The sequence below is a fragment of the Flavonifractor sp. An92 genome (assembly GCF_002159175.1).
In the GTDB taxonomy this organism is placed as follows: domain Bacteria; phylum Bacillota; class Clostridia; order Oscillospirales; family Oscillospiraceae; genus Pseudoflavonifractor_A.
The window spans coordinates 18860-33318 of record NZ_NFGZ01000001.1 but is presented as its reverse complement, the minus strand read 5'-3'; the positions used below and the strand labels follow the sequence as shown (position 1 = coordinate 33318).

The 14459-nt window shown below is 45.9% G+C and carries 14 protein-coding genes and 2 pseudogenes; 2 read left to right on the top strand and 14 right to left on the bottom strand.

Annotation, left to right across the window (positions count from 1 at the left end):
- Window positions 1-347 precede the first annotated feature (347 nt).
- Complete coding sequence (locus tag B5G43_RS00195; protein WP_087257647.1) at window positions 348-653, bottom strand: molecular chaperone; 306 nt, start codon at window positions 651-653, stop codon at window positions 348-350.
- The gene (locus B5G43_RS00190; RefSeq protein WP_087257644.1) at window positions 637-930 is read right to left on the bottom strand and encodes a hypothetical protein; all 294 of its coding nucleotides are present in this window, start codon (window positions 928-930) and stop codon (window positions 637-639) included. Before B5G43_RS00190 ends, B5G43_RS00195 begins: the two co-directional genes overlap by 17 nt.
- Before the next feature lie 331 nt (window positions 931-1261).
- Between B5G43_RS00190 and B5G43_RS00185 the strand changes: the two genes are divergently transcribed.
- The gene (locus tag B5G43_RS00185) at window positions 1262-2110 is read left to right on the top strand and encodes a helix-turn-helix transcriptional regulator (protein WP_087257641.1); all 849 of its coding nucleotides are present in this window, start codon (window positions 1262-1264) and stop codon (window positions 2108-2110) included.
- Window positions 2111-2205: 95 nt separating this feature from the next.
- Here the strand turns inward: B5G43_RS00185 and B5G43_RS00180 are convergent, their stop codons facing one another.
- From B5G43_RS00180 to B5G43_RS00170, 4 genes are read right to left on the bottom strand one after another with little or no spacing between them, the layout of a single operon-like run.
- Complete coding sequence (locus tag B5G43_RS00180; RefSeq protein ID WP_164488722.1) at window positions 2206-2868, bottom strand: DUF2290 domain-containing protein; 663 nt, start codon at window positions 2866-2868, stop codon at window positions 2206-2208.
- A gap of 3 nt (window positions 2869-2871) precedes the next feature.
- Window positions 2872-5028: an ATP-binding domain-containing protein gene (locus B5G43_RS00175; protein WP_087257638.1), complete on the bottom strand. Its 2157-nt coding sequence runs from the start codon at window positions 5026-5028 to the stop codon at window positions 2872-2874.
- 55 nt (window positions 5029-5083) lie between these two features.
- The gene (locus tag B5G43_RS17585; RefSeq protein ID WP_242956977.1) at window positions 5084-5332 is read right to left on the bottom strand and encodes a hypothetical protein; all 249 of its coding nucleotides are present in this window, start codon (window positions 5330-5332) and stop codon (window positions 5084-5086) included.
- Window positions 5325-6227 carry a DNA cytosine methyltransferase gene (locus B5G43_RS00170; RefSeq protein WP_242956976.1) on the bottom strand — a complete coding sequence of 301 codons (903 nt, stop codon included), beginning with the start codon at window positions 6225-6227 and terminating at the stop codon, window positions 5325-5327. The genes B5G43_RS17585 and B5G43_RS00170 overlap by 8 nt, the downstream gene beginning before the upstream one ends.
- Window positions 6228-6370: 143 nt before the next feature.
- Between B5G43_RS00170 and B5G43_RS00165 the strand changes: the two genes are divergently transcribed.
- The gene (locus B5G43_RS00165) at window positions 6371-7423 is read left to right on the top strand and encodes a HindVP family restriction endonuclease (RefSeq protein WP_087257635.1); all 1053 of its coding nucleotides are present in this window, start codon (window positions 6371-6373) and stop codon (window positions 7421-7423) included.
- Between the two features lie 258 nt (window positions 7424-7681).
- Here B5G43_RS00165 and B5G43_RS00160 read toward each other — a convergent pair whose 3' ends face one another.
- From B5G43_RS00160 to B5G43_RS00120, 8 genes and pseudogenes are all read right to left on the bottom strand, one after another.
- The gene (locus B5G43_RS00160) at window positions 7682-7966 is read right to left on the bottom strand and encodes a DUF6809 family protein (RefSeq protein ID WP_087232577.1); all 285 of its coding nucleotides are present in this window, start codon (window positions 7964-7966) and stop codon (window positions 7682-7684) included.
- 1 nt (window position 7967) lies between these two features.
- Entirely contained in the window at window positions 7968-8360 is a 393-nt protein-coding gene (locus B5G43_RS00155) for a TnpV protein (protein ID WP_087257632.1), read from the bottom strand.
- A gap of 101 nt (window positions 8361-8461) precedes the next feature.
- Window positions 8462-9277: pseudogene (locus tag B5G43_RS00150) on the bottom strand (type IV secretory system conjugative DNA transfer family protein); the annotation flags it as partial.
- 114 nt (window positions 9278-9391) lie between these two features.
- Window positions 9392-11299, bottom strand: a complete 1908-nt coding sequence (ltrA, locus tag B5G43_RS00145) for a group II intron reverse transcriptase/maturase (RefSeq protein WP_087257629.1) — start codon at window positions 11297-11299, stop codon at window positions 9392-9394.
- Window positions 11300-12001: 702 nt separating this feature from the next.
- Window positions 12002-12742, bottom strand: a pseudogene (locus tag B5G43_RS00135) (type IV secretory system conjugative DNA transfer family protein); the annotation flags it as partial.
- Window positions 12739-13215 carry a PcfB family protein gene (locus tag B5G43_RS00130; RefSeq protein ID WP_087257624.1) on the bottom strand — a complete coding sequence of 159 codons (477 nt, stop codon included), beginning with the start codon at window positions 13213-13215 and terminating at the stop codon, window positions 12739-12741. The gene B5G43_RS00130 and the pseudogene B5G43_RS00135, both read right to left, overlap by 4 nt.
- 105 nt (window positions 13216-13320) lie before the next feature.
- Entirely contained in the window at window positions 13321-13533 is a 213-nt protein-coding gene (locus B5G43_RS00125; protein ID WP_007047432.1) for a DUF5348 domain-containing protein, read from the bottom strand.
- A 15-nt stretch (window positions 13534-13548) separates the two neighbouring features.
- Complete coding sequence (locus B5G43_RS00120; protein ID WP_343214364.1) at window positions 13549-14439, bottom strand: DUF6017 domain-containing protein; 891 nt, start codon at window positions 14437-14439, stop codon at window positions 13549-13551.
- Window positions 14440-14459 lie beyond the last annotated feature (20 nt).

The window sequence follows — 14459 nt, the reverse complement described above, 5'->3', positions numbered from 1 at the left end:
CAGGTAATACCCAGTACGAATTGACGCAAGGCATCAACTCTCCCTGGGCAAGGCGTTTCACCCTTGACCCGATGGGGCGGCTGCCCTCAACCCGCCAATGGGCCTTGCCCCTTGACCCCAACAGGGCGCTGCACCCCTGTACCCAGCACAAAGGGATTGCATCCCTCTGTACTCCTGCCCGGAGAAGCTGACTTTCACCACTTGTGCGGTTTCTATCAGCTCCTCCGGCTCTGAATGCTCCTTTTGTTGCATTTCCCGGCAGGGGGGGATACAGGGGTATCACGATACCAATTCACCGCAAAAATACCGGGTGCAGACCCGTTGTTTTCCTGTGAATTGACCCGGGTTCAGGCGCTCTTCTTGTCCGTCCGCAAGACCTGAAATCCGTGCTGTTTGGCGTATTCTCTGGCAGCCGCCAGCCGTTCCTCACTGTACGGCGGTACCAGACGGATGGACAGGCGGGACTTGTCCAGCACATAGGTCACGCTGCCCTCAGTGGTGCTACGCTCCAACCGGCACAGCTGGGGATACTTGCGGCTGAACTCGGCCAGCCTGCGCTTCAGATCGGCGTTGAAGGTGTAGATACTGGCGGTGTTCTCCGCCTCGTTCCAGTTGATGATGGTTTCTTTCTCATACTTAGACAGCTTCGTCATACAGATCCTCCTCATACTCGGTGTTTTCCTTTACCAAACGCAGGCGGCGCTTGGCATGGTAATACTCGTCCATCTCCGCACGGAGCTGATGATAAAAGCCGGTGTACCAGCTTTCTGCCATCTCCGTTTCCATCTTCCGGGCCAACTCCAGCATCCGGTGCTTGGCCTGCGGGTCAACAGTCAGGGCAGTCAGCCATTTCAGCCGTGTCACCGTGTTGTGGTGATTAGGACAGGCAAAGGCATACAGCACTTTCTTTTCTCGGATACTCAACTTCATAAAAATCAACCTCCTAAAAGTTTATTTTCCATGTGTTAGTTGCCGGTTTGCCTGCAATCGCTCCTGCCCGGATTTCCCCCGGCGTATTGTCCTTCTTGGTGCGCTCCTGTCTTGGCGTCACTTCCCCAAAGGTCATACCCCTTGCAGCCGGTCATTCAGTTTTCAAGGTTCTATGTCTCCTGACAAAACTCATTTTACCGAAAAAACAGGCCCTCTCCCGTATGTCCAAAACGATGGAAAACGGCTTGAAATCAGCATATTTCCACGCTTATGGAATCATGGTATAATGGTTGAAAACGGCAGGATTTTCCTGACGAGAGGGGGATTGTAGATGCACACAAAGCTGTCTATCCCGGAACGATTAAAGGATTTGCGGGTGGTGGATAAGCACCTGACCCTGGAGCAGCTGGCCGAGCAGACAGGGCTTTCCAAATCTGCTCTCAGTAAATATGAGAGCGACGACTATAAGGACATCAGTCCCTTTGCCATCGCTACGCTGGCGGAATTTTACGGGGTGTCCACCGATTACCTGATGGGGTTATCGGAAAATAAAAATCACCCAAACACAGAGCTTCAGGCCCTGCATTTGAGTGATGATATGGTTACATTATTGAGCAGCGGAAAAATCAACAACCGGCTGCTGTGTGAGATTGCCACACACGGAAACTTCCAGCGGCTGATGACGGATATTGAGATTTTCGTTGACCGGATCGCCGATATGCGGATTGCCCAAATGAATCTGGTGCTGGAAGCTACCCGGCAGGAAGTGATCCGCAGTCATGCGCCGGGAGAAAATGACCTTTATGTCCGCACGCTGGAGCTGGGACAGGTGAAGGAGAGCGATTTTTTCAGCCACACGATCCATGATGATCTGGACAGTATCGTCCAGGATATTCGTCAGGCCCATATTACCGACCGCACCACCGCTGATCCGCAGCCATCTTTCACAGAGGTCAAAGAAAAATTTGACCGTGCCATGCAGCTGGGTAGCAATGAGGAACGGGTAATCCACGAATTCTGCGACCAAATGCAGATTCCCTTCGACAAAATTGCATCAGAGGATTTCTCGGCGTTTATGCGGATACTTAGCCTGTCTAAACTGCTGAAAAATCCCAACAATATGAGGGGAAAAGCCCGACTACAATCACCCCATCGAATAAAAAGCAAAAAGAGAAGATAACTTCGTTTTTACAACAAAACCGACTGCCATAAAGATAGCAGTCGGTTTTGTTGTAAAAGATGGCAGCATATCGAATATGCTTATTAGTTTTCCAATCACACGGGCGTGCAAACATGAACAAGAGTTTTCTCTTCAGGCAGAATCGTCAATGGAAATTTATCTGGAAACGATGTTAGTTCGCAAGAACTTACAGTTTGTGCCGTGCGATAAAAATTTTTCATGACAAACGAAATAAATTGATATGGGGATATAGCTGATGAAACGGGTATCCGGCAGTTTTCGTATTGACCAAGAGTCAAATGTGACATGGGATGCTCTACCGGTACAAATGCATCACCAGAGTCAAAATCAAACCTTAATGGCACTGTAACTATTCTTTTGTCCAGAAATTCAAGATATAGCTCATCTTGCATATAAAGCTCAGGTTCATTCTGAAACACTTCCAGATTGGGGGCAGGGAAAAATGATAAACGGTGTGCAATCAAATTTTCATTTTGAAAGCGGTATAGCAATGTAATTAATGCACCATCTATCATTTTCAGATTGTAGTGTTTCCTACTTAAAAGCTCTGCGTACATTTCAGCATACGAAATATTTTTTAAAAATATAGAATTTTCGGCCGAGCTAATTCCAATTTCAGTAATTCCGCCTGTACTCTGCGTTGAGGAAGGAAAATTTTGTGCATCACAAAGTCCAGACTCAATCATGTCAATAGTTAGCTGCTGAATTTGCTTGAGAACATCCTTTGCGTTTAGCACCCACTATTCCTCCTTGCCTTTAAGGAGGGCAAGAAGACGCTCAACTTTATCTTCGCCCAAATCCTCAAGAAAAACACTGCCACTTTCCAGTTCTTCAATTAGACTGGCAATATTCCCTTTGCTCTTTTTAATTTTAACTTTTTCGGCATCACTCATATCGCGGTTAACAATATTCATATGATCCCGCTGTGGTTTAGTCGGATAAATAAAGTCCAAGGTGAAATTATGCTGTTTTACTTGTTGATACTCAGCAATAAGTCCATCCATCTGAGGTCCAACACCTAATACTCTGACCCATGCTTTGCTTCGAGTAATAGCTGTAAAAAGCTGATTACGCAGTTTTGCTAAATCGAAATATGAATCAAAGCACGATTGCGCATTTACAATATAAACCATAGCAGCCTCATTGCCTTTGGCTCTATATATGCCTGTAAATGCTACTGAATCATTATTTTCAGAAAAGAAAACATCGGGGGCAGTATCTACTCCAGCAGTATGTGATTGTATTCCTTGCTGAAACAAAAGTGAGCGAATAGGTGCAACCACTCGTTTAGTTGTTAACGGATCTGGATTTATTACAATAATATCATCGGGCCGCAACTCGTCTTCGTTGATGTTTTTCTTAATCTCCATAGCAACCCAAGCATCTTGTTCTTCTTGTGTTTTAAAACTTTTGAACACAATCAAATCATCAATGTCAGAATGATTTTCCAAAAAAGCTGGGCTACTTTGGTTCGTTCTCCTTAAAACGACTCTTTCTCCATCCTCAAGAGCTCCGTCAGCTACCTCATATCCTATATCATGCCACAAACTGCTTTGATCAAACATTTGTACTATCCCGGATTCTTTTGGCGCAGGTGGGTTACGATATATACCAAATCCTAAAGCATGTGCTGTGACCAACGCCGGTCGAGAATTTCTATAACATTTCTCTAAAATGATATCTTGCTGAGGCTGTCCTTCTTCAAATGGTTTGAATCTTACTTTGGGCGTTCCGTCTTCGGCCAAACCAAAAATTTCTTCAGGCGACGGCAACGATTGAGACCGGAGATTTTGAAGTTCATCATAAGCATACACTAATCGCTTAGGTGGCTGAAGCATCTCGTAACAAAGCCTTAAAAAAGAAGGTGAAAAATCCTGAGCTTCATCTACAAGAATAGCATCGTATTGTGGCAAAAACTTTTGTGCATCAGATAACGCTTTATTACAAGCCTCTCCAAAAGGATCGCTTGAGCCAAACTTGTTTCTTGCGGCCATAAAATCATAGTATTCAACATTGTTTATCCCACAAAACATATAATACATACCATTTCTTTCACCGCCACCAGGTGCGCCCCAAGCATGTATTATATTAATATTTTCCCAATCAGGTTCCTCACTTGTTTGCTCAATATAAAATGTGTTTATTAACTGCCGCAACTGTCCCTTTAAAGAACGAGTATTAAATGTAACGGCAATTTTCCAATCTGGATGTTGAGCATGTAGATATGCTGCTTTTAGAGCCAATACAATTGTCTTTCCAGATCCGGCTAAACCACGAATTCGTTGTACGCCATCTACAGTTTCAATAACGGCTCGACTTTGCCGATTGTCCAGATTTGCTATCGAGTCTTCTAAATTTCTTAACTTTGCACCTCTGGACTCTGGATTTGTAGTTTCTCTGCGTTTTTTTCCTTTTCGTATACTAGAGATTGCTTGCAGAACAGAAACCAATTTTTCGTAATAGCTATCATTTTCCCATGTTAGGGTGTCAATATATTCTTCAAGCTCTTTATCGTTTATACATAGCGGATAGAATTCATCTTCTGTGTCGTTTTTCCTCAAGGCAGGAGCATAGGTAACAACATTGGGAACAACACACAATGTTCTTTTTTGCATTAATTGCCTATAGCCTTTAAGTTTGGCTTCGATTTTATTAGCACAGTCATCCTGCTCATCTTGGTAATTTTCAACATCTTTGCCTTCGATTAAATTGAAGACTACGAGACCTTTATTAGGAGAAATCCATAACCCATCAATTGGATAAGCTCCATCTACTGTGCCGATAATCGGATATCCTATATAAAGATAGCCTTCAAGTTCTGTATGAACTTGAAAAAAGGATTTCAATGACTCACTAGCTATTGGCTTTTTTGTTGTGCCGGTAATGATTGTTACCATAAGCTGTCCTCCTCTTTACGATATGATTCCTTAGGAAACTAGGAGTTTCAAGTTTTCAGAAATTATAGGTTTGTGTTCGATAATCACTATATAATTTTACCGCCCTTTTAATTTGGGAACGCACCGACACAGATAAGGCCTTGTACTCAGCTTTTCTCTCCAAATAGAACAAATATATATCATCATCCTGCCAAGCAAGAATTCCATCTGCACGCTTAATTCGTGATACTGTGTCACTAATAACAGCATTTGAATAGCTGGTATTTTCTTTCAACCAACATTTGAATTGATCTATTTCAATCACGACTGTCTTCCTCCACAGCCAACTTTACTGTTTCAGCAACAAAACTTGCCAAATTAACAGGCACAGCATTTCCGATCATTTGTTCAACATCAGTTTTGCTGCCAATCCAAATATAATCTTTGGGGAAGGTCTGAATCCACGCCCTCTCTTGTGTAGAAAGCACATGAAGCGATTCATTTACAGGACAAGCATCATTCGGATGTCCTGGATAACCTTTAGGAACAGGTCGGTTTACTCCTCGCATTGTTGGTGCGGGTTCATCAATTGAAAAAACTGCTCGCCTATTATAATTTCGTGGATGCCTATAATAAAATTCAAATCCCAAAGTATTGCCGAAATAATCCCGCAACGTCATCGGCTTTTGTGAAATCCTCTTGTCAAAAAGGGTTTGTGCAAATCCATCAGGCTGGTTTTGCATACCAAAACAGATGAATCGTTTCCGCTTTTGAGGAGTACCACACCGACTTGCATCAAGCACAATTTCTGTAAGGCCATAACCTGCATTTTTAAAAATATTTCGAGCACTAGAATAGGCATTGCTATTTCTTGCACGATCTACATTTTCCATAACAAAGCATTTAGGCCTAATCACAGACACTATTTCAGCGAAGCTATCTGTTAAACTTGCCCTACCTGCTTCAATTCTTTTTCCTGCATGAGAAAAATCCTGACATGGCGGCCCGCCAATAATTATGTCTGGGGCAAAAGGTTTTATTGCTTCAACGGCTTTTGATACATCAGATAAGTCAATTTGGAAAACTGGGTGTGAAAAATTTGCCTCATAGCATTTTACTGCTGCATCCCACCATTCAAAAGCAGCTAAAATATCAAATCCTTGCTTTTGAAACCCGAGCGACAATCCACCACATCCGGAAAATAAATCTACTGTTCTCATGGTGACCCCTTTCGTTTACAGCCGAATTATGGTATAATTAAAAATTAATAATACCGAGATGTCGACTATTCTTTTATTATAATTAAATTACATCTTGACGTCAAGTATTTGACGTCTTTTTACAAAAAGTCAGGAGGGAAAATATGGCATCTGGACTATTTGGAATTGAACATTCAAATCGTACTGTTGACGATCACTGGGGGAAAAACTGTTTTAATTCAAGCTACCCAACCGCAACAGCTTGTTATATGCTGGCCAATAACATTCCGGCTATTTATATTCGATTAGATTATATTAACGGAAGATTATGTGTTGTTGCGGATGAAATACCTATTCAGCAAGTATTTAACTGTGGCAACAAGAACCCTGGCGATTTGCACTTCAATTTTGAATCTGTTTTCGAGCCTTACCAGCAATACTCCTTTGATGCTATTGATGGGATTGATTTGGTTGTGAAGGACACTAACGGAAATTATTTATCTCCCTTAGAAGTAAAACTTACCGTCTTACCAACAGATCAAACCAGCCGTCAACCAGAAGAAAAGTGGGGATGTGAACTTGTCATTCGTTCTGCCACCACATCTTATTGTGCATTAGGTATGTTTGACTCTGTTAAAGAGCATGCCTACCACATAAGGGAAATTTTCGAAGAATCCTGCTCCTCAATACAAATGTGGGATAATGATTATGAAATGACTCACAAAATGCCAATGCTGTGTCGTAGTATCGATGCGTTTCAAAAAGAGTATTATCATCATCAAAAACCACTACTTATGCAAACCATCTGGAAAACACAAGGAAAGTCTCCGCTCTTAGCCGATCAAGCGTTTGATATTGTTGTATGGAGTGACTATGCTTTTTCACGCTTGTTCATTGATGGTTCTGGGGCTGAAGCAACTACGATGAGTCGACCAATGCGTGCCACTGCACGTTTGGCAAGATGCATTTGGGAACTCAGTAAATCTGGAAAAATCCGTGTAGTAGATATTTATCGTCAAATGGCTTTTGGAAATCAAACGGATAAAGAGTTTGCAATTGGCGGTTCAAAATGGCGCCAGTACGTAACATCGGATAGAATTGTTCGTCCAATTTTGCCTAAAAATGTTGTTAATGAAATTATTGAACCAGGCTACATACAGCGTCTTAGCCCCGAAAGAAGATTTGACCAAACTTTATATTTTACTGTCCTAAATTAATTTAAGAAAAGGAAAAGGAACAACTATATTGTTACTTTTCCTTTTTCTTTTATAGTGAAATTCTGTGAACTAATCGTTCATATGATCCAATACATTCAACAACCTCCACTCTTTTATAAAGCCCAGAATCATCATTATTGAATAATCTTATGTGATATAAAGCGTCTTCTTCCTGTAAATAATAGTACAATTCATCGATCGACTCATCGTTTCTGACAAATCTAACAAGATACATTAAACGCCTCCATTTTCTAAAGTCTAATTTTTTCGGGGATACTCATCCAACAGTGTATGTACTTCTTTCATAAGCATCATTCCCAAAGAGAACCCATACTGAAAGTGTGCTTCTAACTCCATACAGTGAACATCAACCACATGAGTGTGAAACTGGTTGACCAGCTCCATCTGCTCTTTAGAAAGTTTTTCCTCTAACTCGGTAAGCAGCTCTCCGGTGTGTCTATGTAGCTCGCGGTATTCTTTTTTGTGGGGAACTACCTGTTCTGCGGGGTAGATATTACCACAATATAAATCATCTAACACCATCTCACAGCACCTCCTTTGCATCGTAGATTAGTTCGTGACGGACAATTTCCTCCGCACGGTTTCGGATGCTGTTCATAGCTCCAACCCACGCCAGCTGGTCACGGGCTTTCAATTCCTCCGTAATCCCCTCGGTTTTTTTCATCTGGGCAATGATACAATTCAGCCGATTTTGTGCCTGCTCGTTCAGATCAGCCAAGTATGTCCAGAGTTTGCCGGTCAAGAGCAGATCATTATACTGGACTGGATGGCATTGCTCCAGATAGGCTTTGTGCATACGGCCCCAAATCCCAATGGGGCGGCTTTCTTCCGGCAGCTGTAAGTCTGGGATGTAATAATCACCGACCAGCGTATAGCCGATGCTGTTTTCACTGGTTTTCTTCGGTAAGTGTTCCATAAGCGACCTCCTGTATTCGATTTTTCTCCGAATCCAGCTGATCGTGTCCCTGTTCATGTCAAATTCAAGGCAGCTGAACTCTTCATTAACAAGTATGGCATATCCTTTCCTAACTTCTGATAATTCAATCCGTGAGAGGTCTGTGCGCCCCGGTTTTCGCTCTGGTTGTAGCTGTCGATAGTTTCTTTGCCCAGCACGTCAGAGATTTCCTTGGCGTTCTTGCCCCGCCCACTAAGGAAAAGCGTACAGTCGCAGTTGTCGGAAATGATTTCCGCAGCGTCCTTGTAGATGGCCTTTAACTGTGACTGGCTTTGCAAAATAATAGAAGCCGAGATTTCACGGCTTCGGATGGTGGCGATCAACTTGTCAAAGTTGGGTATCTGGCCGATGTTCGCAAACTCGTCCAGTATCATGCGGACGTGAACCGGCAGCCGCCCGCCGTATTTATCATCGGCCCGGTCACAAAGCAGGTTGATAAGCTGGCTCTGTACCATTGCCAGAATGAAATTAAAGGTGGTGTCCGTGTCCGACATAATCAGGAACAGCGCCGTTTTCTCGTCCCCGATGGTGTCAAGTTCCAGTTCGTCGTCCTCCATCAGCTCCCGGACTTCCCGAATGTCAAACGGGGCCATTCTCGCGCCCGCGCTGATAAGGATAGAGGAACGTGTCTTGCCCGCCGAAAGCAGGAATTTTTTGTACTGACGGACGGCAAAATGGTCGGGGTCGCGTTCCTCCAATCGCTCAAACATCATATCCACCGGCGATTGAAATTCCGGGTCGTCCTCGCGGGCTTCGCTGGCATTTATCATTTCAAGCAGCGTCGTGAAGTTCATTTCTTCCTCCGGCGCTTCCTGCCAGATATAGCCGATCAGGGCCGTGTAGAACAGCCGTTCCGATTATAGTGATAGGTAATCCTTTGAAGTTATCGCCGGATTTTCCCCCACTTCACACCGGACGTGCGACTTTCACCGCATCCGGCGTTCCATCGATTGTTTTCACAAGCATTTAATCAATCTCCAAATGAAATACTATTATTCTATTGCGGACAAACCAGCCCGCTCACGCAGACTGTTCACTTTTAACATCAGTTCCTTTGTTGTTTTGAGAGCATCAGCTATCGCTTTCAGCTCATTCATCGGGCGTCTTTGCAGAAGCGGAAGGAATCTCCTGTGGAACAAAATCATGTTTTGATAGCGTTCCCTGCCGCCAAATTCTGCCGGAGTTTTCAGCCAGCATACGATGTCAGCCGCATTTTCAAAGAGTTCTCCACTTAGCGCACATTTTCCACGTTGAGCAGAGAATAATGAAATCCTGCTGTCTGTGAGTTCTGTGCTTCGACCCATAGACGGTTGATTTCTCAAACCCGCCAGAACAAATGAGTTCAGGCTTAGGTTTGTGTGTATCAATGTCCGTCCGTCGGCCGTGTAACTGCATACCGCTGTTTTCTTTGCCATCGGTATCTTGTTCTTGATATATGCGATAGGGTAGATAGGTTGGTCGATTCCTGATACATACCGCACCATTGCCGACTTACCGAACCGCTCCTTTTCGCTCTCGGTCATTGCACCGCCTTCTCGAACAAGTTTGCACCCGGTTTCTGTATTGAGCCGATTTGTTAAAACTGTCATGACCTGCCTGTGGATTTTTCTGCAATCAATACTGATACAGGTAGCAAGCTGAAAATAATTCTGTATTCCCAGAACCATTGAATTGAACAGCCTTATCTCGTCTAAAGGTCTTTTTCCTTTGGACGGTCTGGCAATCCGCTTCGCTTGTTCCACCAGCTTTTGCTTTTCCAGTTCCAACTTTTTGTCACAGATATGAGATTGCACAGCGTACCTACCGCTTTTTGGTCTGACCCGTATCTTGAATCCGAGAAACTCTGAATAGCGTTTTCTGACATTGACTATCCTTGTTTTCTCCGGCGATACTTCAAGCCTTAGCCTCTCAGTTATCCACGCTGTTACAGCTTCTTTTGTTCTCAAGGCGTCCTCTTTATTCCGACAGAAGATTCTGAAATCATCTGCATATCTCACGATGTACATTTCTTTCAGTCCCGTTTTCCTCATTTTGAGAAATGCCTTGCTCCGGTCAAAAGTAATCGAGTTTCTGATTTTCCTCTCATACCCGTATTCCTTTACAAGAGGGTGGTTCTGCCATTGGCTCTCTACCCAGTTATCCAGTTCATTCAGCACGATATTCGCAAGTAGCGGTGAAATGATACCACCTTGCGGTGTGCCTTTGTCTGGAATGAGGGTAGTGCCGTCTGGCATTCTAATCGGTGCTTTCAGAATCCGCTTGATAATAAAAATCAACTGTTTGTCGTGTATTCCCAAAGCCCATATCTGCCGCACCAGCTTACTGTGATTTACATTATCGAAAAAGCCCTTTATATCAAACTCAATCACATAATGCAGATTCATTCGCTGGAGCATGGTATAGGTTCTCTGCATGGCGTGTTCTACGGAGCGGTTCGGGCGAAAGCCGTAGCTATTGTCGCTGAATTTCGCTTCGCAGATAGGCTCCATGACCTGCTTGATACATTGCTGTACCAGCCTGTCCCAGATACAAGGAATACCCAACGGGCGGGTCTTGCCGTTTGGCTTCGGAATGTCTTTACGCCTGACCGGTTTTGGTCGGTATCCGTGATGACTTCCTGTGACAATAAACCTCACTTTCTCCACAACTGTTTCGGGCGGTAAACACCCGATGTCACTAATGTTTTTGTTGTCTGTTCCTGCTGTGTAGCTTCCTCCGTTTGCTTTGATGTTCCGATATGCCAAAAGAATGTTATCCCGGCTTAGGATTATATCCATGAGGTCGGTAAAGTTGTCTCCATCCAGACTTCGACGGTAGAGTTCGTCAAAAACTGGCTGCATACCGTAATACTCGGCGTGACGTAAATCATCTACACATAGATTTTTGCTTTTCTTTGGCATAAGGCATCACCTCCTTTTACGAAAGTGACCCTTTTGGTCTTACTCGAATCCTTATGTTGGATTGAATAATGCCTGTTTATCTCAACCGACTTGTGGCCATTCCTCCGTAGCTCACATAACGCAAGCACATCATAGGTTCGACCACTGCTTTTCAGCAGCAGTTCGTCTGCTTATTGTTCTTCGTCAAACTATTCCTTGCGGAATCTGCTGCCTTTCCTCGTTCCGATAGTTCTATCTGTACATACATACCCTTAGGTTCCTGCTATAGACCTGTCGGCTTGCCTGTGCCTGTAACACAGCATGGTCGTTCGTAGGGCAAATTTCTACTGAACCACACCGACTGCGCTTTAACGCACCCACGCATTTCTGCGTGGTCTTCTTTTAGACCTGTACATTCGCAGGTTCGTCAGTCCGCCCGCCAAAGCGAACATTCTAACCATAGGTATCTTATAGACCCTCGGCCTATAGGTAACACAGTCTGCCGCCAGACCGCTTTCGACCACTTTTGGCAGTGGTTACGGTTACTCTCAGCCTTTGTCATGGGGCTTCGTACAAAAGCCATTACAGCTAATGCACGCCCATCAAGGGTAGGCGTTTCAGGGCGTTACCCCGTCATTCCACCTATCAAACTATCAGTTCTCCGAACAACGGAAAACCGTTGCCCGTGCGCAGACTTTTTACCGCCTGCGAACGAGTCGCACTCACCCAAAAATCTTCCGCGCTTTTTTCACCCTCGCCCTTGGTGTTGCAGATGAGGGTGTTTACCAGCTTCAACACGTCTTTTTCCGAGTGCAGATACCGAAACGGATTGTATTTCATGCTCTTGGAAAAGTTGATGGTGTTCAGCACTTTCACGCGGTAGCCGCTGCGGATAAGGAGCTGGCCCACTTCACCGATCAAGCTGCCCTTGGGATCGGTTATCACGAAAGAGGTCGGATAGTCCTTGGACACACATTGCATCAGGTTCGGCTTCACGAAGAACCGGGTCTTGCCGCTGCCGCTGCCTCCGATCACCAGAACATTTTTATTGCGGGCGGTCTTGGGGTCTTTCGGCCTGTTGTTCATTGTCAGCCGTTCCGTCTGTGTCAGCAGAATGTTGTTGTCAAAATTGGGGTCGATATAGGGGGCTATATCCTTGGGGCCGCCCCATCGGGCGCTGCCGTACTCCACGCCTTTGCGGTATTTCTTGGCGTTCTTGCCCTTGCAGTACACCATGAGCCGCAGCGCCGCAGCACCGGCGACGCCGATCAGCAGGTCAAAGGGGTTGAAGCTGGGGGCGGCACTTTCAAAGGCCGCCGCGCAGCCGTCCGCAAAGTGCAGGAGCTTTTGGGAAAGGTCGATGCCCTCCGCCAGCCGGTACGCCTGCCCCAACTTGCCGAACAGATAGACAAACAGCAGATAGGGCAGGTTGGCGATTATCAGCTTTTTCACTTCCGGCTTCATCGTGACAGCCCCCTTTCCTTGAATTTCTCCTTGGCCCGGTCAGCGTTGCGGGCCGCCGCCTTTTCCTTGCTTGCGGCAATATCCTTGCGGATTGAGGGTCGTTCCTCCCGCTGCAATTTCTTGGCTGTGAACTCCTTGAACGCCTGTTCCATGTTGTCGGCGTCCTTGGCTTTGAAAATCACAATGTAGTGCGGGGGATGGGTGGTGGCGTCTTTCCGCAGCGTGAAGTCCACGCCGTATTTCTTGGCGCAGGGCCGGAAAAGGCCGATATTGGCGTCGGTGATCTCAATGTTGGACAGGGCCGCCCCGTGCTTTTTGAGCTGCTTTAGGCTCTGCTGGCCGTGGTGCAGCTTGGTCTTGCCCTTGTTTCTGGCTTCCAGAAACTTGCGGGCCGCCGCTTGCAGCACTTGGGCCGTCAGCTTGGCCGATTTGATGGAAAAGGCCATTGTCTTTTGGGTTACTTCCTCCTGCAATCGCTATCCCTCCTTTCGCAGAAGTGCGGCGGCACGGTTAAGGTGGCACCGTCAGCCGCCGCAGGAAACAGAAAAGGGACAGCCGCTTGCGCCGGTTGTCCCCGATTAAATCCTCACCCGCAGGCCGGAAAGGTCGTCGGCGCGGATGCCAACCAGATACCAGTCGTCCCCGTACTCAATGCGGGTGGGCTTCCACCTGCCGCCCACCATCACGTCAAAGGTTTCCCCACAGTGCAGGCCGCCGTAGTAGTCCGCCAGATCAAAGCGAATGTCGTAACGGTCGCTGCGCTCGTCGAAGATCAATGCACCCTGTTTCATAGGGCCGTCCTCCTTTCAGATTTTGCCGGTGTTCATGTCATGGGCCACCAGTGCGGTATAGTAACCGTTCATGGTGCTGGGGGCGTTGAACAGCATAGCCAATAGGTATTTCTTGATGTTGCGGATTTCCGAAGTGTTCTTGCTCAAACACTGGAACACAAATTCAATGTGGCTGCTGTCCAGCTTCATAAACTTGGATTTCACCAGCTCTGCCGGGTAATCGTCTCCGGCAATACGGATGGTCTTGCGGGCGCTGCACACGGTTTCCACCAGCAAGTCCACGATCTCGTCCAGCGTTTCCCGGTCAATGCCCTTGGCGTGCTGGCAAAGGTGTTCGTACTCGATGTTGTCCATGATGATCTCACGATAAATCTCTATGGCGCTCTGTGATTTCGCTCCCGTTCCTTTCCGTTCCGGCGGCTGTGCCGCCTCGTCCTCCAAAGGAGAGGGTCGGGAAAGGATAGGAATGGAATCGGTAATTGATACATCAGTAATTGATTTTTCTTTACTTGATATATCTTTATTTAATTGCGTTGGTTTTCCCAACGTAGGCTTTTCCTGCGTTGGATTATCCAACATTGGATTTTCCAACGTAGGTGAATCCGGCACCGGCTGGGGCTGTTCGTAGATCACATAGTCCGCGCCACGCAAGCGCCCTTGGCTGTCGCGCTCACGGGATCGGACGATGTACCCGGCCTGTTCCAGCTCCCGGATTGCGGCCCGGATCGCGTCGATTTGCTCCCGGTTGATAAGGGATAAGCCTTTGAGCGTATAGTCCCAATTTTCCGGCAGGGAGAGCATTTGCGATAACAGGCCCTTGGCTTTCAGGGACAGGTCTTTATTCCGCAGGTGGTGGTTGGACATCACCGTGTAGCCCCGGTTTTTCTCCACACGAAAAACTGCCATCTCGTCGTCAACTCCTTTCA